Consider the following 23,722-nt stretch of genomic DNA (forward strand, 5'->3'; position numbering starts at 1 on the left):
AGCGTCAACGATTGACGATGTGCTTCGGCATCGCGAGCGCGAGCAGGCAGCCGAACAGCATGCACACGCCGAACACGATGAGACCCGCGCTCATGCTGTGCGTCCAGTCCTTCAGCCAGCCGATCACGTAGGTGCTCGCGAAGCCGCCGAGATTGGCGATCGAGCATGCGAAGGCGATGCCCGCGGCGGCGGCCGTGCCCGTCAGGAACGTGGACGGCAACGCCCACACGACCGGCATCGCGGCAGCTACGCCCGCATTTGCGATCGACAACAGGATAACCGTAGCTGCCGTGCTGCCGCTGAAGAACGTGCTGGCGATCAGGCCGAACGCGGTGCACGCGAACGGCACGACGATATGCCAGCGGCGCTCGCGGAACTTGTCAGAACTGGCGCCGGTGACGAGCATCATCACGACGGCGAGCGCGTTCGGAATCGCGGTCAGCAGGCCGATAGTGAGCGCGCTGTGCACGCCGGAGTCGCGGAGCATCGTCGGCATCCAGAAGCTGATCGCGTAGGTGCCGAGCAGCACGCACAGGTCGATCAGGCCGAGCGCCCAGACCTTGGGATCGGTGAACGCATCCAGCAGGCGATGGCGCTTCGCGCCGTGCGCTTCCCTCGCGAGGTCGAGCTTCAGGCGTGCGCGCTCGTCGCTATCGAGAAACCTGGCGGTATCGGGCGTGTTCGGCAGATAGAAGAACACGAGCACGCCGAGGACGATGGAAGGCAGCGCCTCCAGGCCGAAGAGCCATTGCCATCCTTGCCAGCCGTGCAGGCCGTCGAAGAACGTGACGATCCAGCCCGACAGCGGCCCGCCGACGAGGCTCGACAGCGGCAAGCCCATCATGAAGAGCGCGATGATCTTGCTGCGGCGCGCATCCGGGAACCAGTTGGTGAGATAGAGCAGCACGCCCGGCAGAAAGCCCGCTTCGGCGACGCCGAGCAGAAAGCGCAGCGCATAGAACTGGCCGGGCGTCTTGACGAACATCGTGAGCCCCGAGAGCACGCCCCACGTAACCATGATCCGCGCGATCCACAGCTTCGCGCCGACCTTTTGCAGAATCAGGTTGCTCGGCACCTCGAAAAGGATATAGCCGACGAAGAACAGACCCGCGCCGAGACCGTACACGGTATCGCTGAACCTGAGCGCGTCGAGCATTTGCAGCTTCGCGAGACCGACGTTCACGCGATCCAGATACGCCGAGAAATAGCACAGACAGAAGAACGGGATGAGCCGCCAGGTGAGCTTGCGGTAGAGGGCACGCTCGGCTTGCGCGTCGGTCTGGAGCGAGTCGCGCGTCGTGTCGAGTGAAGGGGAAGACATGTCGTGTTCCTTGGAGAATCGATGCGTTGTATTGCGCCACCGCGAGTGGGCCAACCTGCGTTTGCGACCTGCCTAAGTTACGAAGTCAAAATCCGAAAAGCAACGCTTTTTGATAAAAAATGTCTTTCAAATCAATGCGTTATTTCTGTTTGGCGAAGACGTGCGGAAGCGTCCCCGGCGGGGTCGGCCGGGGACTTCCGTTACCGCGGGAAACGGGTTCAGCGGGCCGCTGCGGCGGCGCTTTCCAGCGTGTGAAGGGCTTCTTCGAGCGGCATCACGGCCGCGTATTTCTGCGCCATGTCAAAGAGATTCGCTTCGTGCGGCGCGATCGCGCGATCGCCGACACAGTCGGACACGACGAGCGGGCGGAAGCCGTGCGACATCGCATCGACGACGCTTGCGCGCACGCATCCGCTGGTGACGGCGCCTGCGACGAGCAGCGTCTGCACCGCGCGCTGCGAAAGCCAGGGCGCGAGTTGCGTGCCGAAGAACGCGGAAGGCACGGTCTTTCTCACGACGAGCTCGCCTGGCGCGGGCGTGAGCTCGGGCACGATCGCGCTGTCGGGATGATCTTCCGTCAGCGTGGCCATGCCGGGCACCTTGATGGAGAAGATGTTGTCGTCGCTGCCGTCGTCCGCGTAGACGATGCGGCTGTGCGCGACCGGCCAGCCATGGCGGCGCGCGGCCGCCAGCAGATGCACGGTGCGCGCGATGGCCGGCTTGATGTTGCCGCCGCCGAAGGTATTCGGGTCCGCGAAGCCGACGACGAAATCGACGATCAGCAAGCCCACCTTGCCCTTCACGGGCAGCGGCGTGCCGAAGCCTTGCTGCTGGTACACGCCGGATTCGGCGTGGCTTTCGATGACGCTCATGTGCGTGCCTCTCAGTTTTAGCGATCCATCACGGCGCCGTTCAGCACGACGGGCTCGCCGTCGAGCATCACGTCGCAATGGCGCAGGGGAATGTCGATATGGCAGGTCGTGGTGCGGCTGCCGCCGGCCTCGTTGTTCGGTCCGAGCGAGAAAAGGAAATTGCCTTCGAACGCGCGCGCGTCCATGCCGATGGTCGCTTCGCGATCGTAGAGGCCGAGCGTCGACCAGCGCGCGCGCGGCTGCAGTCCCCAGCCGATGTGCGAGATCGCATAGCCTTCGGGGTCGTTGAACGAGGCCATGTAGTCGCGCAGCAGCGCGGCATCGACGCCGCCTTCGATATGCGTCGCGTAGCCGTTCTCGACGGTCAGCGTGATCGGGTCGCTCACGTACTTCTTCTGCGGCAAGAGAATGTCGCCGCGATCGATGACGATCTGTCCGCGCGCCGCGCCCTCGTTCGGGAACGTGAGCACGAAGCCGCTCGGCCAGTGATCCCAGCGGCCGGGTTCATCGACGAAGCCGTATTCGGAGATCGCCGGGAACTCGCCGAGCGGGCACACGAGATCGGTGCCCGACTTCGACCTGACGCTCATCTGGCGAGCCTTCTCGATGCGCTTCGCGGCGGCGCGCACGCGGGTGCGGTCCGCTTCGGTCGGCACGAGGCGCGCGAGCACTTCGGGCGGCTCGACGGCGAGCAGGATTTTCGTGCCGGTCTTGAGGATGTCGTGCTGTTCGGGCGAGAAGAGCAGCGTCATCAGGTCGAGCACGAGATCGCTTGCCTTCAATGCGGCGATGGCCGCGTGATTGCCCGTGAGCGGCGTCGTGCCGAGATAGGCGAGCGAATCGCGGCTCAGGGCTTTTTCGCCGTTCACCGGCAGGAGGTCGAGCCGGTTGACGACGGCGCCCATCGCTTGCGTGGCGATGAGTGCGGTCGAGAGCGTCTGCGGATGCGTCGCTGCGCTCGTGAGAATCGTGACCGTCTGACCGGGCTGAAGTTTCGAGAGCGTCAGCACCTGTTTCCAGGCGGCGATCATTTCGTAATCGCTGATGGCCATGTCGTGTTGGCTCCTTCGTTAAACGAGCTTCGCACCGAGGAAATCGCCGAAGGCGGCGTAGAAGCCGGCTTCGTTGTCCCACGGGATCATGTGGCCCGCGTTCGGCACGCGTGTGTGCTGCAGCTCGGGCGCGAGGGTTTGCATTTCGGCGACGTCGCTATCGAGGACCACGTCGCCGCGTTCGGCTGTCATCAGCAGCGCGGGCACGCGCAGCTTCGGCAGATCGGCGTGGATGTCGTCGGTGTGGAAGCCTTCGAAGCTCGCGCGGACTGCGCGTTCGTCGCAGGTATGCAGCCATTGCGCGCGCAGGCGCAGTTGTTCTTCGGTCCACGTGGGGCAGAACGCGCGCATGCCTTCCATGTCGATGCCCTTTTTCGCCAGCGCGATCGAATCGGTGTACCACGGGAGTTTCGACGGATACGCGCGGCGGCCGGGGCCCGACACCGGCGGATCGATCAGCACGGCGCGGGTGAGGCCGCGGGGTTGCGTGCGGGCGGCGCGGATGGCGATGCGGGCGCCCATCGAATGGCCTACGTAGGCGTAGCGGTCGAGCTTCAATGCTTCCGTCAGGGCCTTTAGATCTTCGGCTTGCGCGTCGAGGCTGTAGTCGAGTTCGTCCGATGCTTCGGAGAGGCCGCGGCCGCGGACGTCGAGGACATAGGTATCGAAGTGCCTGCCGAACGTTTCGGCGACGAAGGCCCATGTCACGGCCGGGCTCGTGATCCCCGGGATCAAGATGATCGCATCGCGGGTTGCTCTTTCACCTGCGGTGCCGCCGTAGTGGAGGTAGTGTTGGCGGATGCCGTTTGCGGTGACGTTCGCGCCGTGGGGGTAGGTCGATTGCATCGGTTGGGGTTTCCTTTTAGGTGTTCGGTGGTGTGGTTTGCTCTTGTTTGTTTGTTGTTTGTTGTTTGTTTGGTCGCTTGCTTGGGCTTCTGTGAAATCCTGATTTCTTAGTGGTCTATTAGCACTGCCCCTCCCCGGGGCGGGGGTCACTTTCTTTGCTGCTGCAAAGAAAGTAACCAAAGAAAGCAGCTTTGGCCCAGAGTGCTTGAGGCAGACTCGTCGTCATGGTTCGGCGTGGCCCAGCCCCTAAGTGTCGCCCTCAAAGGACTCACGCGCCGTGGCTCGCGCACGGTCTGCCCCAGCGGGCCACAAGACTGACTGGTTCAGCACCAAAGAGCGCCGGCCCGCTTCGCGGCCGAAGGGCCCATCGGGTCTGCGTGTGCTTCTTGGCTAACGCCTCCATCTCACAGCATCCGCTAAAGGTTGGTTTCCCTTGCATACCCCACGGCAGCGCGTAGCGCTGTGCCGGAACGCTTTGGGGCTGAACCAGCGCCCTTAAATGTCTAGCTCGTCAAACCGTGCGCGGTCCACGCCCGATTAGTTCTTTGAGGGCACTCTTTAGAGGCTGGGCCACTCCGAACCATGACGACGAGTCTGCCTGGGCCAAAGCTGCTTTCTTTGGTTACTTTCTTTGCAGCAGCAAAGAAAGTGACTGCCGCCCCGCACAGGGGCAACACTAATAGACCACTAAGAAATCAGGATTTCACAGAAGCCCAGGCAAGCCAAAGAAACGAAAAAAACTCAATAAGCCCCAGAAAGCAAAACCCCACCCCCCGGCACGACCGCCTCAAGATCCAGCTCCCGCAACATTGCATAAGTGGTGGCAATCGCAGCAGTAACCACAGGCTTCCCGGTCAAAGCCTCAACCTTCGGCACCACCGGCAAGGAAGGCATCTGCACGCAGGCAGAAAGCACAATCACATCCGCATCCTGATACCTCATCGATTGAACGATCTCAGGCAGATTCCGCGGATCATGCCGCGCGACTTCGAGATTGTCGGGAATCTCCAACGCCCGATAGTCGATCACCTCGAACCCTTCGCTCTGGATGTATTCGACGACCAGCTCCGTCAAAGGCTTCATATAAGGCGCAACCACGACCACCCGCTTCGCCTTCATCACCTTCAATGCATCGACCAACGCGCCCGCGCTCGTAATCACCGGCGCCGCACCGCCGTTCTCCGCCGTGTGCTTCGTCAAACGCTCCTGCGACACGCGGTGATACCCCCGCCCCATCGCCATGATCGCCACCAGACACGCATAACCAAGCACATCGACCCGCGCATCCGAAAGCTCGACGGCGCAACGGTCCGACTCCGCATCCATCGCGGCAAGCTCCTCCTTCACCACCTTCTTCATCCGCATGCGGCTCGAATGAAACGTGAAACGCTCCGGACGGATCGCCTGCCGCGCAAGCAGCATCGCCGGAATCTCGGTTTCCATCGTCGTGTTGGAACTCGGCACGATCTGGCCGATGCGGAAACTCTTGCTCATCTGTGTTCGACTCCGTATGTCAGGTATCCAGGATTGATATCGGTCAAGCAAAGTCTAGTGTACACACTGTAATTAAACAAGGGAGATCGACGCTTTATTCTTGGTGCACGTGCGCACCGCTTCAGTGGAAACCCTATATTTATGCACAAAACCAGGGTTTTCCGTAACACATGGCTAGGCCATAGAAAATTCTTTACGCTGCAAATTCGAATGTGTACACTCAATTAACACTTTCAAACCGGCTCGGCGACGGACTGTCTCGGCGAGCGCCAGACATGGAGAAAACATCATGAAGAAACCTCGTATCGCGATCGTTGGCGCGGGTCTCGGCGGCACCGCCGCAGCCGCGCTGATGCAGCGCGCCGGTTATCAGGTGCGCCTGTATGAACAGGCGCCCGCGTTCTCGCGTCTCGGTGCGGGCATTCACCTCGGTCCGAACGTGATGAAGATCATGCGACGCATCGGCTGTGAGGACGCCCTGAACGAAATGGGTTCGCATCCCGACTTCTGGTACAGCCGCGATTGGAAGAGCGGCGAGGCGATCGCGCAGATTCCGCTCGGCGACTTCGCGCTGAAGCACTACGGCGCGTCGTACCTGACCGTGCATCGCGGTGACTTCCATGCGCTCATGACCGAAGCACTCGAGCCGAACACCATCGCGTTCGGCAAGTGCCTGAAGAGCATCGAGGATACGGGCGACGAAGTGCGGCTCACCTTCACCGACGGCACCATCGAAACCGCCGACATCGCGATCGGCGCGGACGGCGTGAACTCGCGCATTCGCGAACATCTGCTGGGCGCGGAGCCGCCGCGTTATACGGGCTATGTCGCGCATCGCGCAGTATTCCCGGCGTCGCGCCTCGGTACCGATCCGTTCGACCTGTGCGTGAAGTGGTGGTCGGAAGATCGTCACATGATGGTCTACTACGTGACGAGCAAGCGCGATGAGATCTACTATGTGACGGGTGTGCCGCAGGCCGAGTGGCCGCAAGGGCAGTCGGTCGCGCCGAGCAGCCGCGACGAGATGCGCGAGGCCTTCGCGGGCTATCATCCGTCGGTGCAGAAGCTGATCGAGGCGACGCCCGAAGTGACGAAGTGGCCGCTGCTCGAACGCGATCCGCTGCCGCTCTGGAGCCGTGGCCGTCTTGTGCTGCTCGGCGACGCATGCCATCCGATGAAGCCGCACATGGCGCAAGGCGCGGCCATGGCGATCGAGGATGCCGCGATGCTCGTGCGCTGTCTCGGCGAAACCGGCGCGAACGACTACGCCGCCGCATTCGCGCTGTACGAAGCGAACCGCGCGGAACGCGCGTCGAAGGTGCAGCTCGTGTCGCACAACAATACGTGGCTGCGCACGAACGAAGACCCGGCCTGGGTGTTCGCCTACGACGTGTTCAACGAACCCCTGAAGGCGCTGCAGGCCAAGGAGAGCACGGCCGTCGAGGCATGATGCAACGAGCCGCTACGTACGCGTGGCGGCGCTTCACCACGAATTCGGATAGCCGATGACCGAGCCCGTATCGAATGCGCAGGCAGTGACGCTCACCGTCAACGGCTGCACGCGCACCGTCGCCACCGAAAGAAGCACGCCGCTTCTCTACGTGCTGCGCAACGACTTCGAGCTGAATGGCCCGAAGTACGGCTGCGGCCTCGGGCAATGCGGCGCGTGCACCGTCCTGATGGACGGCGGCGCGACGCGCTCGTGCGTGGTTCCGGTCGCCGCTGCCATCGGCCGCGAGACGACGACGCTCGAAGGACTCGGCGACATAGAGGCGCCGCATCCGATCCAGCGCGCGTTCATCGACGAGCAGGCGGCGCAATGCGGCTATTGCCTGAACGGCATGATCATGAGCACGAAGGCGCTGCTCGACCGCAATCCCGATCCGGACGACGACGCGATCAAGGATGCGCTGCGCTTCAATCTGTGCCGCTGCGGCACCCATCTTGAGATACTCGCGGCGGTGCGGCGCGCGGCGAAGTATGTGCGGGATGAAGAGCGGACGCGTACGCAATGAACGACATGAGCGAGGTGCGTATTCGCGAGATGGCGCAGGCTTCGCTTGCCGCGTGCGTGATCGTCGATATCGATGAAGGCATGGCCGAGCTCGCCGAGCGCACGCCGATGGATGCGCGTGTGTCGTGGATCGCGGCGGGACGCATCGGCGCTTTCGTCGCCGCAGACGAGGACGACGCATTCGACGCAGCGCGACGGCTTGCAGCGGCGAATATAGACGCGACGGCTGTCGTGACTTCGCGAGAGCGCTTGCCGCACGAAGCGCGCTATACGTGGCCGCTTTTCGACGATGCTCTACGTATGTGCGATGTCCTCGCGCGCGACGATGGCGCATCGATCGAAGTCCGGTGTCCGGTCCCCGATGAAGCCGCGCTGGCCGCACAACTGGCCGAAGCAACGGGTCTGCCTTTGTCGCGCTTTTCCGTGCGCGCAACATCGCAGGGTGGCGATGCGACGATTCCGGCTCTTGCAGCGGTGATGCTGCTGCATCGCACGGGGCGCGCGGTGCGCGTGCGCGGCGTGATGAACGCGCGCGAAACGAAAGATGCTCGCTTGAGCCTCGGCGCATCGCTCGATGCAGATGCGCATCTGAATGAATGGCGCTATGACGCGGACACGGGCCGTCGTCTGAATGCGACATCGCGGCTGGACACGCATAACCCATACGCAACGCGCAATGAAACCCTGCGCGCTGATGCCGGCTATGGCGCAATACCGAACACGGCACATACTTTCGCGCGCGAATCGTTCGTCGATGAAATCGCTCGCGAACGCGACATCGATCCGTTGAAATTCCGCCTCACTCATCTCGATCCCGTGGACGATGCAGGCGCACGCGAACTGATCGACACGATTGCGGACCGCGCGGTATGGAACGCGAACCCGAAGCGTGCGAAGGACGACAAGCGCATGCGAGGCCGAGGCTTCGCATTCGACAAACGCGACGACTCGGCGTCCATGCCCGAATACTCCGCGTGGATCGTCGATCTCGACGTGAATCGCGCAACGGGCGATGTCACGATAGAGCGCGTCGTTGCAGGCAGCGCGCAGGGGCGGCGCAGCATTGGGAGGATCGCGGGCGTGCCGTCGTCGCGCATTGCGGCGGCGGCGTCGAAGCTGATCGGCGTGCCGCTTGGCGCGCAAGCCGCGCACGACGAAACGCCGGGTGCGCAGGCGATCGCGCATCGCATCGAAACGGCTTCGCACGAAGCCGTGCCCGCGACGCGCGAGGATCCATTGATCGACACATCGCCTGCCGCTGCGGCAATTGCCAACGCCCTCTACGATGCAACCGGCGTGCGCTTTCGTTCGCCGCCGTTCACGCCGGAGCGTGTCCGCGAAGCATTGAATGGCGCAAGCGCGCAGGGCAAGGCATTGCCCCAACGCTTGCGCCGTTCCTTGCGCGGCGCGTTGGCGGCGACGGGTCTGGGCGGGCTGGTTGCGCTCGCGTGCACGGCGTGGCCGCTGCGCGGGCCGATCGCGCCGATCGATCGGCCCGATGCGTCGACATGGTCGCAAGCCACCATTGCGCGCGGACGTGAGGTTGCCGCGGTGGGCGATTGTGCCGTCTGCCACACGGCGCCGGGCGGCGCGGTGAACGCGGGCGGTCTTGCGCTGGAAACGCCGTTCGGCACGGTGTACACGACGAACATCACGCCGGACGAGCAGACGGGCATCGGCAACTGGTCGTTCGCGGCTTTCGATCGCGCGATGCGGCGGGGCATTTCGCGCGATGGCCATCATCTCTATCCCGCGTTTCCGTACACATCGTTCGCGAAGCTGAGCGACGCCGACATGACCGCGCTCTATGCATATCTGATGTCACGGCCTGCTGTCGCATCGATGCCGCCGCAGACTCGCCTGCCGTTCCCGCTGAACCAGCGCGGGCTCGTCGCGGGATGGAACGCGCTCTATTTGAAGCAGGGCGAGTACGTGCCGGACCCTGCGCGCTCGGCGCTCTGGAATCGCGGGAAATATCTCGTGGACGGCGCGGGCCATTGTGGCGCGTGCCACTCGCCGCGCAACGCGATCGGCGCGGAGAAGGGCGGGCGGTTGTATCTGACGGGCGGCACGGCGGAAGGATGGATTGCGCCGTCGCTGGTGGCGAATTCGAAATTGCCGGTGCGCTGGAGCGAGCAGGCGCTCTTCGATTATTTGCGCACGGGGTTTTCGCACGAGCACGGTGTGGCGGCGGGACCGATGGCGCCGGTCGTTTCGCATCTTTCGACGCTGCCCGCGGAGGATGTGCGTGCGATGGCGCATTACGTTGCGTCGTTATCGACTGTTGATGCCGATGCACGTTCGCCTGTGCAGCACGATGCGATGCGCGTGCATGGCTTTGAAAACGGGCGACGGATTTTTGATGCGGCGTGCGCGGTTTGTCATGCGCAAAGCGGCGGTGTCGGGAATTTCGGTGTGAGACCGTTGTTGGCGCTGAATACGAGTGTTAACGATGAATCGCCGGAGAATTTGCTGCATGTGATCTTGCATGGGATCGATGCGCCTGCTACCGAGGAGCTGGGTTATATGCCTGGTTTCAAGGACTCGTTCGATGATCGGCAGGTGGCAGAGCTTGCGGCCTATATTCGGGCGGAGTTTGCTCCTCGGGAGGGACCCTGGACGGGGTTGGAGAGGGCTTCCGCCAAGGTTCGAAGATTGGGGGATTAAGGGTTTTTGTTTTGCCTGCCGGCGTTTCCATGAAATCCTGAATTCTTAGTGGTCTTCGATGACGACGAGTCTGCCTGGGCCCAAAGCTGCTTTCTTTGGTTACTTTCTTTGCAGCAGCAAAGAAAGTGACTGCCGCCCCGCACAGGGGCAACGCCAATAAACCACTAAGAATTCAGGATTTCATGGAAACGCAAGCAGCGCAAACAAACAACGACCGTTATGAAGTCTCCGAACAGATCGGCCATCTACTGAGAAAAGCATACCAACGCCACCTGGCGATATTCAGCCAGACAATCGGCGATCCCCAACTCACGGCGGTGCAATTCGCCGTCCTGAGCGCGAGTCTTCGCATGGGCCCATCATCGATGAGCGATCTCGGCAAGGCCACCGCGATCGACGCGGCGACCGTACGCGGCATCATCGAACGATTGAAGGGCCGCAAGTTGATCGAACTGAAAACAAACCCCGCAGACCGCAGAAAGACAACCGTCGAACTGACCAGCGAGGGCCGCGAGCTCGTGGAACGCACGACCCCCGCCGCCCAACGCGTGAGCGAATCGACAATGAGCGATCTGAACGAGGTGGAGCGCGTCGCCGCACTCATGCTGTTGCGCAAGCTGAGCAACTCCCCGACGGCTTGAAGAGAATCAGGAAGTTTCAGGCGCGTCGATCATCTTCCTGAGCAGATACACCATCGCTACACGCTCTGCCGGATTCAACGGGCCGTAAGTCTGCTCCGTGATGTCATGCGCGAAAGGCACCGTGCGCTCGACGAGCGCGTCGCCTTCACCGGTCGTCGTGACCGTGACCTTGCGTCCGTCGTTGGCGTCCCGCGCCACGGCAATCAGACCGCGCGTCTGCAGGCGCTCGACCACGCCGCGTATCGTCGCCTGATCGATCGCCGTGATCTTGGCGATGTCGTTGAGCGACGCGCCTTGCTGATCCCGCACCGCGCACAGCGTGACGAACTGCGCGGCGGTCAGCTGGGAGTCGGGAATCGCCTGTTGAAAGATCGCGACGTGACGCTGATACGCGCGTCGCAACAAATGACCGATCTGCTCGTTGAAGTGATAGTCGTCAGATGCGCGCGAAGTTTGAGCCGGGGCACGGGACATGGCTGCCTGCATGTGATTGCACGATGTGTCGTCCCGCGATTATAACGAGGCGCATGTCCACGCCCGTCTATTTCGATACCCCCGCTCGCATGGACGTATCCGCAACGAGGCGGCTGCGCGTGGCGAAACGGTCCTTGATGCGCAGAAACGGCGCTTCGATCAGGTAGTAGCTCAAGGTCGCCGCGGCGAGCGCGCCGACCACGCAGAGCGGAAAACGATACGCGACGGGCGAATGCACATTGCTGAAAAGCTGCTGCCAGAGATAGAGACTGAAGGATATCGTGCCGACATACACGAAGGGCGCAGTGCGCAGAAGCCGCGAGAACCAGAAGTCCTTTTGCGAGATCAGCACGACGATGACGAAGCCGACCATCGCCGATTCGATCGTCGTGCCGTAGGTGGCGCGCCAGAGTCCGCCGAGCTTCGCCTGCAAGGCCGAGACGGCGAAGAGCAGCAGCAGGACCGTTGCAGTCGGAATGACCGGTCCCCAGGGAAGCGCCGCGACGCGCGCCTTGAGCCCATCCTTGTTCAACGCGACGAAGCAGCCGATCAGGATAGGGTCGATACCCGTGTGCAGCATCATGCTCAATTGTCCGCGCAGGCTGGGCGCGGCGAAATACGTCGCGATTCTGACGAGCGGCACGAGCACGATCAGCGCGACGAGCGCGCGCTGATTGCCGCGCTTGAGGATATGAAAGAGCAACGGCGGCCAGAACCAGTAGAACTGCTCTTCGAGCGCGAGCGTCCAGAAATGGCCGAGATACCACGCGCCGTCCGCGTGCGCCGCATTCAGCGAACCCATGCCCGCGATGGCCGAATAATTCCACAGATGCAGCGCGGCGACCGCGACTTGCCGATGATCTATATCCACGAGACCGGCGAACGACATGAACGCGACGATCGCGAGATACATATAGAACGCGGGCCAGATTCTCAACGCGCGCTTCGCATAGAAAGGAAGAAGGCGAATCGAACCGCTCGCTTTCCACTCCGCATTCAGGATGCTGGTGATCAGATAGCCGCTCAGCACGAAGAAGATGAGCACGCCGAGACGTCCATCGGAGATCAGCCGCAAGGGCGCGAGCAACCCGCTGTAGCCGCCGTCGATCATGTGCTGCGCGTGACCGATGACGACCATCGTTACCGCGACGCAACGCAGGCCCGTCAGCTCTTGCACATGATTCTTCATGAAAGATCCTCTCGATGAAAGCCGAGAGCGGCGTCCTCCTTGCCGCTAGGAAGATCAAGCATCTGCTAAAAAATTAGGCAAGAAATAATCCGGCTTGTTAGAAAATATTTCGAACTATCCAGACTTGGCGCGCCAAGGCGCGTGCGCGAATCGCCGGGAATTCGCTAAGGATTTTTTTCTTTTTCTTGCGTTCTACGATGAGCCGCACACCGAGCGGCCTTAGCGGCTGCGTTTAACCGCATCGACGACGCGCAATCATGAACGAAAGAATTCGCGGATTCGACGGCCTGCGCGCGCTCGCCGTCCTGCTGGTCTTTCTCCATCACAAGGCGATGGCGGAAGGCAGCGGCCTGGGACATCTCGGCGTATGGATTTTCTTTGCGCTGAGCGGTTTTCTCATCACTGACATACTGACGACACAGCGGTGTTATATCGATGCCGGTACGAGCTCGTTCGCCGCCGAGCTCAAGCGTTTTCTCTATCGGCGCACGCTGCGGATCTTCCCGATCTATTACCTGCTGCTCGTCACGCTCGCGCTGCTGATGACGATCGGCTTCGCGGGTCCCGAGCTCGCGGGCGGCATGCCGTTTCATTTCGCGTATCTGTCCAATTTCTGGATCGCGGACGTGCTGCATTACTGGCCTGGACGCTATTCGCATCTGTGGAGCCTGTCGATCGAGGAGCAGTTCTACCTCGTGTTCGCGCCGCTGCTGCTGGCCGTGAGCGCGAAATGGCATGCGCGGATCTGTTGCGCGGTATTCGTGACCGGCATCGCGGCGCTCGCGTGGATGAAGGCGGCGAACGATCCGGCGATCGTCATCTATACGCATCCGCTCACGAATTTCTGGCTGCTTGCATTGGGCGGCGCCGGCGGCGCATTGCTGCGCAGAGGCGGCGTGTTCAGGCGTTGCCTGAAGCCGCTTCCTGTCGCGCTCGCGCTTGCCGTGTGTATCGGGCTCCTTTGCAGTGTGGAGCCCACATGGGAAACACTCGCGAGTCCATGGCGCTTCACGGTGCTGTACGTGCTCTACGGCGCATGCATCGCGGCACTCGTGTGCTCGGTCGCGTGTAGCGGGAGCGCGGCACTGTTGCGCGTGCTCGAATGGGCGCCGCTCGTGTCGCTCGGCAGGATCAGCTATGGCTTTTATCTTTACCACGGCTTCATTCCCGACTTTGCCAAGAGCGCCAAGGTGATCGCGATGTTCGGCGCATCCGGCATTCCGTGGTGGGCGCATGCGGCGAGCGTCGTCGCGTCGTTCCTGCTCACGCTGATGCTCGCCAGGCTGTCGTGGCGCTTCATCGAGGAGCCGATCCTGCGGCTCAAGAACCGGCGCTTTGCGCGCAAAACCGAGCCCTCGGAACCCAGCCAGAGCGCGCTTTCTCGCTAAGCAAAAGCCTTAGCAGGAAAACTTTTAAGTATCGCTCGAAATGTCTTGTCCTGTCATATTCGGACAAACCATAGCAATGGTATGCTTCCTGCACAATATCTTCATACACGAGCGAGACCACGCGTCGTGCGCTGATTTGGATCGGTTACTGCACCACCAGCGATTCAAAACCAGCCGGATGCACCATTTTGTTGTTCGAGCAAACGTTTGCGAGTACCTCGGAATCCCTGGATCGGGTGTGCGGGACGCCGGCTTTTTAGGCCGTCCGTTTGATTTTCGTGAGCGCCGTCCGATCCGCAGCGAAGTCGACTGCATGGAGCAAAGCAATGTTTTTCAACGAACTCAGCAATGAAGAGTGGGTGATGGTCTCCGAGTTGATCGGCGAGAGCGAGGTGCGCGAGCACCGCCGCGGCCGGCCCAGAGCCCATCCGCGCACCATCGTCAATGCCGTGTTGTGGATCCTCACGACCGGCGAAACCTGGTCCAGATTGCCGAGCCACTATCCGACGGTGCCAACTTGCCGCCGCCGCTTTGTCGAATGGCAAATGAACGGCACGCTCATTGAAATCGTGAAGGTGCTGGCCAACGCCGGACGTTCCTTCGCCTATGTGCCGCGCCAGCCGGTGGCCGAAGCGGCGCCGCGTCCCGTCGCGCCTGCGTACGATTGCGATCGCCTGAGAGGCGTGTTCTGGCAGAACCCCGAATCGTGGCAGTCGCCGGATGCGCTGCCGTTCAGTCGGGTCGCGAGCGCGCCGCGCCGCTTGCCCGAGGCGCGCGATGTCGCGCAGGCCAACGCGCCGGTGCTCGCGCAGACACGCGCGCGCGCGGCGCGTCTGGCGCGGCCCTATGAAACGCCGCTGCCCTTCGAGGCCGCCTGCGCGCCCGTCAGCGATGCGCGCGGCTATAACATCTATCCGATCGCCCGCAACGTGTCGGGCGGCATGTTCCGCGGCTGGGCCGAGATCGTGAAGGACGGATGCCGCGTCGAGCGCTCGGGACTGATCGGTCCGCGCTTCGCAGCGGCGGAAGACGCGCGCACGTATGCGCTGGAATGGGCGAAGCGCTGGATCGCCGCGCAAGCGACGCGCGCGGATGTCGCCGTATCCGCGCGCGAGATTCGTTCGGAGGAGCGCGCGCCGGCGGATTTGAGGAACTGAGAAGCGAGGATCGCGACACATCGCCTCGTTGGACGAGGCGATGTTCAACCAGGCGCATTCAACTGCGGCCGTACGTATCCTCGAATCGCACGATATCGTCCTCGCCGAGATAAGTTCCCGACTGCACTTCGATGATTTCGAGCGGCATCTTCCCCGGATTCTCCAGGCGATGCTGCACGCCGATCGGAATGAACGTGGACTCGTTCTCCGCGAGAATGAACGTCTCGCTTCCGCGCGTGACGAGCGCTGTGCCGCGCACGACGATCCAGTGTTCCGCGCGATGATGATGCATCTGCAAGGACAGCCGCGCGCCCGGCTTCACGACGATGCGCTTCACCTGGAAGCGGTCGCCCTGATCGACTGAATCGTAATGTCCCCACGGCCGATGCACCTTGCGATGGTCCGCCGCCTCGCTGCCCTGTTCCGACTTGATGCGCCCGACGATCGCCTTCACGTTCTGAGCGGATGACTTGTCCGCGACGAGAATCGCATCCGCGGTTTCGACGACGACGAGATTCCGCGTGCCCACGCATGCGATGAGCCGCCCTTCGGAATGCGCATAGGTCGAAGACGCGCCCTCGAACATCACGCGCCCGCGCGCGACGTTCGACGCATCGTCCTTCGGCAGAATGTTCCAGATCGCATCCCACGAGCCGACGTCGGACCAGCCGGCATCGAGCGGCACGACCGCGCCCGCGAACATGTCGTCGCCGCGGTCGCTTGCGAGATGCTCCATCACGGCATAGTCGATGGAATCCGACGGCGACGACGCGAACGCGTCGCGGTCGAGCCGCAAGCACTCGCCATCGTCGATGCCGCGCTCGAACGCCGCGAGACATGCCGCGTGGATCGCGGGCTGATAGTGCTCGATGGCCGCGATCCACGTCGACGCACGCACGATGAAGATGCCTGCATTCCAGCCATACTCGCCCGAGCCGAGATATTGCTGCGCGAGTTCGAGATGCGGCTTTTCGACGAAGCGTTCGAGCCTCCACGCGCCGCGGCCGTGCATGGGCGCGCCCATCTTGATGTAGCCGTAGCCGGTCTCGGCATGTGAGGGCACGACGCTCAGCGTGACGATCGCGCCTTCCTCCGCGCATCGCGCGCCTTCGCAAATCGCGCGATGAAACGCATCCTGGTTGGCGACGACATGGTCCGCTGGCATCACGACGAGCACGGCGTCCTCGCCTTCGCGCAACGCATGCAGCGCGGCAGCGGTCAGCGCGGGTGCGGTGTTGCGCGGCACGGGTTCGAGCACGAGACGCGCGCGGCGGCCGTGGCTGCGCAACTGCTCGGCGGTGGTGAAGCGGTGCTCTTCATTGCAGACGACGATGGCAGCGGCGACGCGCATGTTCATCGGCGACAAACCATCGAGGCGGTTCGCGGTCGCCTGCAGCAACGACTGGTCCCCGATCAAGCCGATGAGTTGCTTGGGAAAGTGCTCGCGCGACATCGGCCACAGCCGCGTGCCCGAGCCTCCCGCGAGAATGACCGGCTGAACGCTCAAGCGCACGCCGGTATCGGCGGCGATCGTGGATGCGCCCGAGAGCGCGGTGTCTGTCGCATTCATGAAGTGCCTCCTGGCGCGTGATCGCAAAAGCGGACTCGCCAATATTTAGCACGGAGCAAATGCAACGATAAAAGAAAAAACCGCTAAAAAATCGACACGTTCCTTAGCGGAGCAAAGCGCGAAGGACATGCTCGATCAAGAGCGCGAATTATTTCCGTCGTTCGGGAGAAATGGCTGAAAACCCGTCAGACCGGGCCTTCATCGATAAAAAAAGAGAAAAAAATCGGGCCGATCGCCAAGACATATTTTCGCGGTTGCAGCGACATATTTATTCACGTTCCATACCACCATGCAGTGAGCAATAAGGACCGTCTTGCTATCTTCTTCACGAGGTGGATGCAATGCTGAGCGTGATATCGAGAGTCGTCGACATAGCCGTGGCGGTGTTGGGCGCGTCGCTCGGCGCATCGCTTGATGCGGGCGCTTTCGTCTGGCTCGACGATGTCGAACGCACCATGCTCGGTTTCTCCTGCGTGCTGATGATCATGACGTTTCCCTCGTTCGGCATCTATCAGTCGTGGCGCGGCAAGCCGGTGTACGACCTGCTTCTGCGCGTGACCTTCGCGTGGCTGCTGGTCGAAAGCGCGGGCGTGCTGCTCACGTTCAGCATTCACCGCTCGGAATCGCTCTCGCGCGTGTGGCTCATGTACTGGGCCGCGTGCACGGTCGGCTTGCTGATCGTGTCGAAGACGCTCATCTATACGGCGCTCAAGTTCCTGCGACGTGAGGGCTTCAATCAGAAGACGGTCGCAATTGTCGGTTTCGCGCCTTATGCGCTGTTTCTCATCGAGCAGATGCGCGGCCGGCCCGACGCGGGTTTCAGCCCCGTGTGCGTGTTCGATCTCGTCGAAGAGCTCGACGTGAAGAGCCATGCGATGGAAGGCGAAACGCTCGCCGGCGTGCGCATCGAGCGCGATTTCGCACAGCTCGCGAATCACGTGCGCAGGCGCGGGATTCGCGAGCTGTGGCTCGCCTTGCCCATCTCGCACGAGCAAGCGATTCACCGCATCGTCACCGAGTTTCGCGACGATTTCGTCAACGTGCGCTTCATCCCCGACGTGCGCAGCCTGTCGTTCTTCGGTCACGCGGTCGTCGATCTGCTGGGCGTGCCTGCCATCAACCTTGCCGCGTCGCCGATCACGGACATCAAGGTATTGCCGAAGCTCGTGTTCGACCGCGTGTTTGCAGCGTGCGTGCTGATCGGGATGGCGCCGGTGCTCGCGGTGATCGCGGTACTCGTGAAGCTTTCGTCGCCGGGGCCGGTGTTCTTCAGGCAAAAGCGAAAAGGCATCGACGGTCATGAATTCGAGATCTACAAGTTCCGTTCGATGAAGGTCCATACCGAGGCGGCGGGGCATATCACTCAGGCGCGCCGCGGCGACAGGCGCGTGACGAAGGTCGGCGCATTCCTGCGCCGCACGAGTCTCGACGAGCTGCCGCAATTCATCAACGTGCTCAAGGGCGAGATGTCCGTGGTCGGTCCGCGTCCTCATGCGCTCGAACACGACGACATCTACAAGGATCTCGTCAAGGGCTATATGCATCGCTACCGCATCAAGCCGGGCATCACGGGCTGGGCGCAAGTGAACGGCTTTCGGGGAGAGACGGACCGCATCGAAAAGATGTCGGGGCGCGTGAAGCTCGACCTCTACTACATGCAGCACTGGACCTTCGGCCTCGACATGAAGATCGTCGCGATGACGCTGTGGAAGGGCTTCGCGGGCGCGAATGCTTACTGAATACGATCAAGCAAACAACACCTGGAGTTGGACCATGAAACTGACGATCATCGGTAGCGGCTACGTTGGACTCGTGACCGGCGCATGCCTCGCGGACATCGGCAACGACGTGTTGTGCCTCGATGTCGACGAACGCAAGATCGCCATTCTCAACGGCGGCGGCATCCCGATTCACGAGCCGGGCTTGCAGGAAGTGATCGACCGCAATCGCGATGCGGGGCGGCTCGCGTTTACGTCGAACGTGCAGCAGGCGATAGAGCATGGCGAGATGCTGTTCATCGCGGTGGGCACGCCGTCCGATGAAGACGGCTCCGCGGATCTGCAATACGTGCTCGCGGCCGCCCGCGATATCGGCCGCTACATGAACGGCTTCAAGGTGATCGTCGACAAGTCGACGGTTCCGGTGGGCACCGCGCGTCGCGTGAAGGCGACCATCGAACACGAATTGAGCGCGCGCGGCGTGAGTCATATGTACTCGGTCGTCTCGAACCCGGAGTTCCTGAAGGAAGGCGCGGCGATCGAGGACTTCGCGCGGCCGGACCGCATCGTGATCGGCTGCGACGAGGATGTTCCCGGCGAGCGCGCGCGTGACCGGATGAGGCGCCTCTATGCGCCTTTCAACCGCAATCACGAACGCACGCTGTACATGGACGTGCAATCTGCGGAGTTCACGAAATACGCAGCCAACGCGATGCTCGCCACGCGCATCTCGTTCATGAACGAGCTCGCGAATTTCGCGGACCGCGTCGGCGCGGATATCGAAGCGGTGCGGCGCGGTATCGGTTCCGATCCGCGCATCGGCTACGACTTTCTCTACGCGGGCTGCGGTTATGGCGGCTCGTGCTTTCCGAAGGACGTGCGCTCCCTGATCCAGACCGCTTCCGAATTCGGCCATGACATGGGCATTCTCAAGGCCGTGTCGAACGTCAACGAAGCACAGAAGGAAACGCTCACGCGCAAGATCGTCGAGCGTTTCGGCGAAGACTTGTCGGGCCGCACGTTCGCGCTTTGGGGCCTTGCGTTCAAGCCGAACACCGACGACATGCGCGACGCTCCGAGCCGCGTGCTCATTGCCGCATTGCTTTCGCGCGGCGCGCAAGTCGTCGCGTATGACCCCGTCGCCGTCGACGAAGCGCGCCGCGTCTTCGCGATCGATCTGCACGGTCAGCCCGATGCACGCACGCGTCTCTCATACGCGGCCAATCACAAGGACGCTCTCGATGGTGCGGACGCGCTCGTGATCGTCACCGAATGGAAGGTGTTCAAGAGCCCGGACTTCGACGCGATCAAGCGCCGCCTCAGGCATCCCGTGATCTTCGATGGCCGCAATCTCTACGAGCCGGAAACGATGAGCGAAATGGGCATCGAGTATCACGCGATCGGGCGCGGTGTGCGGCAGGTCGAAGCGCCGGTCTCCACGAGCATCGCGTAATACGTCACGCAGCCTATGTTCGGAAGCGTTCTGATCGTCTGTCACGCGAACATCTGCCGCAGCCCCGCCGCGGAGATGCTGTTTCGCGCGCATCTTCAGCGGCGCGGGGGAAAGCCGATCGAGTTCCGCTCGGCCGGACTCTACGCGCACGAAGGCGAAGACATCGACCCGACGATGCAGTTCCTGCTCGCGGAGCACGGGCTGGATTCGTCGGGGCATCGCGCGCGGCGGCTGGATCGCCGGATGGCGCGCGAGGCCGATCTCATTCTGGTGCCCGAGCGCAAGCAGATCGACGCCATCGCGCGCCTCGCGCCGACGACGCGCGGCAAGGTGCATCTGCTCGGCAAGTGGGAAGACTCGGAAGTGGCGGACCCGTATGGCGGTCATGAAGCCGCTTATCGCGAGAGCCTTGGACTCATCGAACGGCTAGTGCTCGGATGGCTAAACAAAATATGCTGACTTCCCGTGTTGCTTTGCTGACGTTCTTTATGTCGGCGCTTCTATCCGCGTGCAGCACCGCGCCCGGCAATTTTCTCGATACATCGCGACTCGAAGACAAGGATCCCACACCGACCACGACCTATCCGGTGCATCTCATCACGGCGGACACCATCGCGCAGGAACTGGCCACGCCCGAAGCCGCACAGCCGCTGCCGCCCGCGCGCTTCGCCGATGCGGCGCAGTATGTGTATCGCGTCGCGCCGCAGGACATTCTCGGCATGACGCTATGGGACCACCCCGAACTGACGACGCCGCAAGGCAGCACGTTGTCGACCGGCGGCAACACGACACAGACGGTCGCCGGCGCGCTTCAGCAACCCTATACGCAGGCGCTGCCGGGCCAGGCGGATCCATACGGCCAGACGGTGTCGGCGAACGGCACGATCTTCTTTCCGTTCATCGGCAAGATGCGCGTGGCGGGCAAGACCACGGGCGAGATCCGCGACGAGATGGCGGCCGCGCTTTCGCCGTACATCAAGAACCCGCAACTCGACGTGCGCGTGCTTGCGTATCGCAGCCAGAAGATCGCGGTGACGGGCGAAGTGAAGCAGCCCGGCCCGCTCGCGGTGAGCGACGTGCCGCTCACGCTGGTCGATGCGATCACACGCTCGGGCGGCACGACGCCCGAAGCCGATTTGCAGCGCGTGCGCCTCACACGCAACGGCAAGCTCTACGTGCTCGATGTGAACGGGGTGCTCGATCGCGGCGACGTCTCGCAGAACGTGATGCTGCAGACGGGCGACATTCTCAACATTCCCGACCGCTACGACAGCCGCATCTTCGTGATGGGCGAAGTGAAGACGCCGATGCCGGTGAACATGGTGCGCGGCCGCGCGTCCATCGCCGATGCGCTCACGCAGGCGGGCGGCGTGCTCGACACCGATGCGAACGTGCGCCAGATCTATGTCGTGCGCGGCGTGCGGAACAACCCGACGCGGCCCGACATCTATCGCCTCGACATGTCGCAGCCCGATTCGCTTCTGCTTTCGACGCAGTTTCAGCTGCATCCGCTCGATGTGGTCTACGTGGGCACGGCGGGCGCGGTGCAGTTCAATCGCCTGATCAACCAGGTGTTGCCGACCTTGCAGACGCTCTTCTATCTGAAGCAGCTGACGCGCTAAGGGGAGTCGTATCGTGAACATGCAAGATCATCCCTATCTGCAGAAGCCCGATGAAGAGGACGCCGTTCTCGGCAATCTGATTCAAGCGGTGATCGACGACATCTGGTGGCTCGTCGGCGTTGCTGCGTTCGTCATCATGGCAGCGGCCGTGTATTGCTATATCGCGAGGCCGGTGTATTCGGCGGATGCTCACGTGCGCGTCGAGACCAATGACAACACCTCGCAGGCGCTCACGCAGACGCAAACCGGCCAGGCCATCAACACCGGTTCGAGCGCACTGCCGACCGACGCCGAGATCGAGATCATCAAGAGCCGCGGCGTGGTCGCGCCGGTGGTCGCGCAATGCAAGCTCAACTTCTCCGTGTCGCCGGTGACGCTGCCGGTGCTTGGCAGCCTTGCCGCGCGTTTCGCGACGCCGGGCGTGCCCGCGAAGCCGTGGTTCGGCCTGTCGTCATACGCGTGGGGCGGCGAGATCGCGGATGTCGATTCGATCGATGTCGAGCCGCAATGGGAAGGCAAGGACCTGATTCTCACCGCGCTCGGCGATTCGCGCTACGCGCTCGCCGATCCGCAGGGCCGTGTGCTCCTGCAAGGACGCGCGGGCGAAACCGCGAACGGCAATGGCGTGACGCTGCTCGTGAAGACGCTCGTCGCGCGGCCCGGCACGCGCTTCAAGGTGATGCGCGCGAACGATCTCACGGCTATCGCGAGTTTTCAGTCTGGCATTACCGTGACCGAGCAGGGCAAGCAGACCGGCGTCATTCAGATCTCGCTCGAGAACCAGAACCCCGACAAGGCTGCAGAGATTGCGAATGCGCTGGCCCAGTCGTATCTACGTCAGCATATCGAGAGCAAGCAGTCCGACGCGAGCAAGATGCTCGAGTTCCTGAGGACCGAGGAACCGCGCCTCAAGGCCGATCTGCAGCACGCGGAAGCGGCGCTTACCGAGTATCAGCGGCAGGCCGGCGTCATCAATGCGAGCGACGAAGCGAAGGTCTATCTCGAGGGGAGCATCAACTACGAAGCGCAGATTTCCTCATTGCGCCTGCAGATCGCGACGCTGGAGCAGCGCTACGGCAACCTTCATCCGTCGCTGGCCACGGCGCGCCAGCAACTCGCGCAACTCGAAGCGCAACGCGAACGCTATGCCTCGCGCTTCCGCGATCTGCCGCAATCGGAGGTGAAGGCGGTCGCGCTGCAACGCGATGCCAAAGTGGCCGAGGACATCTACGTGCTGCTGCTCAATCGGGTCCAGGAGCTTTCCGTGCAGCGCGCGGGCACGGGCGGCAACGTGCATATCGTCGATGCGGCGCTGCGTCCGGGCGACCCGGTCAAGCCGAAGAAGGTGCTCATCATGTCGGCGGCGGTGATTCTCGGGCTCATTCTCGGCACGGGTTTCGTGTTCGCGCGCCGCGCGATCTTCAAGGGCATCGACGATCCCGAGCGTCTCGAGCGTGTCTCCGCGCTGCCGATCTTCGGGCTCGTGCCGCAAAGCGTGGAGCAGACGAAGTTCGATACCGACTCGAAGCGGCGCCGCGAGCGCGATCACGAAGCGCCCATTCTCGCGACGATGCGCCCCAACGACGTGTGCGTGGAGATCATGCGCAGCCTGCGCACGTCGATCCAGTTCTCGTTGATGGAAGCGCGCAATCGCGTCGTGATGGTGACGGGCCCGGCATCGGGTGTCGGCAAGAGCTTTCTCACGATGAACCTCGCGGTTCTGCTCGCGGCGACAGGCAAGAACGTGCTGCTGATCGACGGCGACATGCGGCGCGGCAAGCTCGAGCGGTCGTTCGACGGCGAGCGCGCGCCGGGCCTTGCCGAACTGCTGGCGGGATCGATCGGCCTGGAGGATGCGATCCGCGCGACGCGCATTCCTTCGCTCGGCTTCATCGCGGCGGGCAAGCGTCCCGAGAATCCTTCGGAGCTCCTGATGTCGCCGCGTCTTCAGCAATATCTCGACGCGCTCGGACGCACCTACGACGTGATTCTGATCGACACGCCGCCCGTGCTCGCCGTGACCGACGCGTTGATCATCGGCAAGCTCGCGGGCACGAACTTCCTCGTGCTGCGCTCGGGCGCGCACAACGAAGCGGAGATCACGGAAGCGACGCGCCGCTTGCGCACGGCGGGCATCGCCGTGCAGGGCGCGATTCTCAACGGCACGCCGCAGCGCGCACGCGGCTATGGACGCGCGCATTACGCCGCGGTCGAGGAATACGCGGGCACCTGAGCGCACGACAA

Annotated in this window: 19 protein-coding genes; 11 read left to right on the forward strand and 8 right to left on the reverse strand. The window is 62.7% G+C overall.

The features are described from left to right. Positions 1-4 precede the first annotated feature (4 nt). The 5 genes from AWB83_RS14265 to AWB83_RS14285 form a co-directional block, all read right to left on the reverse strand. Complete coding sequence (locus AWB83_RS14265) at positions 5-1,321, reverse strand: MFS transporter (protein ID WP_087046219.1); 1,317 nt, start codon at positions 1,319-1,321, stop codon at positions 5-7. Positions 1,322-1,539: 218 nt separating this feature from the next. Beyond that, entirely contained in the window at positions 1,540-2,193 is a 654-nt protein-coding gene (locus AWB83_RS14270; protein WP_087046220.1) for an isochorismatase family protein, read from the reverse strand. 17 nt (positions 2,194-2,210) lie between these two features. Beyond that, positions 2,211-3,245 (reverse strand): 2,5-dihydroxypyridine 5,6-dioxygenase NicX family protein, encoded by a 1,035-nt coding sequence (locus AWB83_RS14275; RefSeq protein WP_087046221.1) that lies wholly within the window; start codon positions 3,243-3,245, stop codon positions 2,211-2,213. An 18-nt stretch (positions 3,246-3,263) separates the two neighbouring features. Then, on the reverse strand, positions 3,264-4,091 hold the full coding sequence (locus AWB83_RS14280) for an alpha/beta fold hydrolase (protein ID WP_087046222.1): 828 nt from the start codon (positions 4,089-4,091) through the stop codon (positions 3,264-3,266). Between the two features lie 741 nt (positions 4,092-4,832). Beyond that, complete coding sequence (locus tag AWB83_RS14285) at positions 4,833-5,585, reverse strand: maleate cis-trans isomerase family protein (RefSeq protein WP_087046223.1); 753 nt, start codon at positions 5,583-5,585, stop codon at positions 4,833-4,835. A 289-nt stretch (positions 5,586-5,874) separates the two neighbouring features. On the opposite strand from AWB83_RS14285, the gene AWB83_RS14290 reads away from it, so the two are divergent. The 4 genes from AWB83_RS14290 to AWB83_RS14305 all read left to right on the forward strand — a co-directional run bounded on the left by AWB83_RS14290 (position 5,875) and on the right by AWB83_RS14305 (position 10,907). Continuing rightward, positions 5,875-7,035: an FAD-dependent monooxygenase gene (locus tag AWB83_RS14290; RefSeq protein WP_087046224.1), complete on the forward strand. Its 1,161-nt coding sequence runs from the start codon at positions 5,875-5,877 to the stop codon at positions 7,033-7,035. 55 nt (positions 7,036-7,090) lie between these two features. Further along, positions 7,091-7,600 (forward strand): (2Fe-2S)-binding protein, encoded by a 510-nt coding sequence (locus AWB83_RS14295; RefSeq protein ID WP_096059370.1) that lies wholly within the window; start codon positions 7,091-7,093, stop codon positions 7,598-7,600. Continuing rightward, on the forward strand, positions 7,597-10,266 hold the full coding sequence (locus AWB83_RS14300; RefSeq protein ID WP_087046225.1) for a molybdopterin-dependent oxidoreductase: 2,670 nt from the start codon (positions 7,597-7,599) through the stop codon (positions 10,264-10,266). The genes AWB83_RS14295 and AWB83_RS14300 overlap by 4 nt, the downstream gene beginning before the upstream one ends. 182 nt (positions 10,267-10,448) lie before the next feature. Beyond that, the gene (locus AWB83_RS14305; RefSeq protein WP_087046226.1) at positions 10,449-10,907 is read left to right on the forward strand and encodes a MarR family winged helix-turn-helix transcriptional regulator; all 459 of its coding nucleotides are present in this window, start codon (positions 10,449-10,451) and stop codon (positions 10,905-10,907) included. A 6-nt stretch (positions 10,908-10,913) separates the two neighbouring features. Here AWB83_RS14305 and AWB83_RS14310 read toward each other — a convergent pair whose 3' ends face one another. Next, entirely contained in the window at positions 10,914-11,381 is a 468-nt protein-coding gene (locus AWB83_RS14310; protein WP_087046227.1) for a MarR family winged helix-turn-helix transcriptional regulator, read from the reverse strand. Positions 11,382-11,448: 67 nt separating this feature from the next. Further along, entirely contained in the window at positions 11,449-12,570 is a 1,122-nt protein-coding gene (locus AWB83_RS14315) for an acyltransferase family protein (RefSeq protein ID WP_087046228.1), read from the reverse strand. Between the two features lie 257 nt (positions 12,571-12,827). Between AWB83_RS14315 and AWB83_RS14320 the strand changes: the two genes are divergently transcribed. Beyond that, entirely contained in the window at positions 12,828-13,958 is a 1,131-nt protein-coding gene (locus AWB83_RS14320; RefSeq protein WP_087046229.1) for an acyltransferase family protein, read from the forward strand. A 326-nt stretch (positions 13,959-14,284) separates the two neighbouring features. Then, entirely contained in the window at positions 14,285-15,115 is an 831-nt protein-coding gene (locus tag AWB83_RS14325) for a DUF6566 family protein (protein ID WP_087046230.1), read from the forward strand. Positions 15,116-15,173: 58 nt separating this feature from the next. Here AWB83_RS14325 and AWB83_RS14330 read toward each other — a convergent pair whose 3' ends face one another. Further along, positions 15,174-16,685, reverse strand: a complete 1,512-nt coding sequence (locus AWB83_RS14330; RefSeq protein ID WP_087046231.1) for a mannose-1-phosphate guanylyltransferase/mannose-6-phosphate isomerase — start codon at positions 16,683-16,685, stop codon at positions 15,174-15,176. Positions 16,686-17,026: 341 nt separating this feature from the next. Here AWB83_RS14330 and AWB83_RS14335 point away from each other — a divergent pair, with 341 nt between their 5' ends. From AWB83_RS14335 to AWB83_RS14355, 5 genes are read left to right on the forward strand one after another with little or no spacing between them, the layout of a single operon-like run. Next, positions 17,027-18,424, forward strand: a complete 1,398-nt coding sequence (locus AWB83_RS14335; protein WP_087046232.1) for an undecaprenyl-phosphate glucose phosphotransferase — start codon at positions 17,027-17,029, stop codon at positions 18,422-18,424. Between the two features lie 34 nt (positions 18,425-18,458). Beyond that, the gene (locus AWB83_RS14340) at positions 18,459-19,856 is read left to right on the forward strand and encodes a UDP-glucose dehydrogenase family protein (RefSeq protein WP_087046233.1); all 1,398 of its coding nucleotides are present in this window, start codon (positions 18,459-18,461) and stop codon (positions 19,854-19,856) included. Between the two features lie 15 nt (positions 19,857-19,871). Then, complete coding sequence (locus AWB83_RS14345) at positions 19,872-20,315, forward strand: low molecular weight protein-tyrosine-phosphatase (RefSeq protein ID WP_087046234.1); 444 nt, start codon at positions 19,872-19,874, stop codon at positions 20,313-20,315. Beyond that, on the forward strand, positions 20,309-21,478 hold the full coding sequence (locus tag AWB83_RS14350; RefSeq protein WP_087046235.1) for a polysaccharide biosynthesis/export family protein: 1,170 nt from the start codon (positions 20,309-20,311) through the stop codon (positions 21,476-21,478). The genes AWB83_RS14345 and AWB83_RS14350 overlap by 7 nt, the downstream gene beginning before the upstream one ends. A 10-nt stretch (positions 21,479-21,488) precedes the next feature. Continuing rightward, a complete protein-coding gene (locus AWB83_RS14355; RefSeq protein ID WP_374729118.1) occupies positions 21,489-23,711 on the forward strand; it encodes a polysaccharide biosynthesis tyrosine autokinase in 2,223 nt (740 codons plus the stop codon). The last annotated feature ends 11 nt before the right edge of the window (positions 23,712-23,722 follow it).

This window comes from Caballeronia ptereochthonis (assembly GCF_001545075.1).
In the GTDB taxonomy this organism is placed as follows: Bacteria; Pseudomonadota; Gammaproteobacteria; order Burkholderiales; family Burkholderiaceae; genus Caballeronia; species Caballeronia ptereochthonis.

Bases quoted from the DNA above. Each gene is read 5' to 3' on its own strand.
- AWB83_RS14270 (WP_087046220.1), bottom strand. From the start codon at position 2,193: ATGAGCGTCATCGAAAGCCACGCCGAATCCGGCGTGTACCAGCAGCAA.
- AWB83_RS14265 (WP_087046219.1), bottom strand. From the start codon at position 1,321: ATGTCTTCCCCTTCACTCGACACGACGCGCGACTCGCTCCAGACCGAC.
- AWB83_RS14335 (WP_087046232.1), top strand. From the start codon at position 17,027: ATGCTGAGCGTGATATCGAGAGTCGTCGACATAGCCGTGGCGGTGTTG.
- AWB83_RS14295 (WP_096059370.1), top strand. From the start codon at position 7,091: ATGACCGAGCCCGTATCGAATGCGCAGGCAGTGACGCTCACCGTCAAC.
- AWB83_RS14330 (WP_087046231.1), bottom strand. From the start codon at position 16,685: ATGAATGCGACAGACACCGCGCTCTCGGGCGCATCCACGATCGCCGCC.
- AWB83_RS14290 (WP_087046224.1), top strand. From the start codon at position 5,875: ATGAAGAAACCTCGTATCGCGATCGTTGGCGCGGGTCTCGGCGGCACC.
- AWB83_RS14345 (WP_087046234.1), top strand. From the start codon at position 19,872: ATGTTCGGAAGCGTTCTGATCGTCTGTCACGCGAACATCTGCCGCAGC.
- AWB83_RS14285 (WP_087046223.1), bottom strand. From the start codon at position 5,585: ATGAGCAAGAGTTTCCGCATCGGCCAGATCGTGCCGAGTTCCAACACG.
- AWB83_RS14325 (WP_087046230.1), top strand. From the start codon at position 14,285: ATGTTTTTCAACGAACTCAGCAATGAAGAGTGGGTGATGGTCTCCGAG.
- AWB83_RS14315 (WP_087046228.1), bottom strand. From the start codon at position 12,570: ATGAAGAATCATGTGCAAGAGCTGACGGGCCTGCGTTGCGTCGCGGTA.
- AWB83_RS14310 (WP_087046227.1), bottom strand. From the start codon at position 11,381: ATGTCCCGTGCCCCGGCTCAAACTTCGCGCGCATCTGACGACTATCAC.
- AWB83_RS14320 (WP_087046229.1), top strand. From the start codon at position 12,828: ATGAACGAAAGAATTCGCGGATTCGACGGCCTGCGCGCGCTCGCCGTC.
- AWB83_RS14300 (WP_087046225.1), top strand. From the start codon at position 7,597: ATGAACGACATGAGCGAGGTGCGTATTCGCGAGATGGCGCAGGCTTCG.
- AWB83_RS14350 (WP_087046235.1), top strand. From the start codon at position 20,309: ATGCTGACTTCCCGTGTTGCTTTGCTGACGTTCTTTATGTCGGCGCTT.
- AWB83_RS14280 (WP_087046222.1), bottom strand. From the start codon at position 4,091: ATGCAATCGACCTACCCCCACGGCGCGAACGTCACCGCAAACGGCATC.
- AWB83_RS14305 (WP_087046226.1), top strand. From the start codon at position 10,449: ATGGAAACGCAAGCAGCGCAAACAAACAACGACCGTTATGAAGTCTCC.
- AWB83_RS14340 (WP_087046233.1), top strand. From the start codon at position 18,459: ATGAAACTGACGATCATCGGTAGCGGCTACGTTGGACTCGTGACCGGC.
- AWB83_RS14275 (WP_087046221.1), bottom strand. From the start codon at position 3,245: ATGGCCATCAGCGATTACGAAATGATCGCCGCCTGGAAACAGGTGCTG.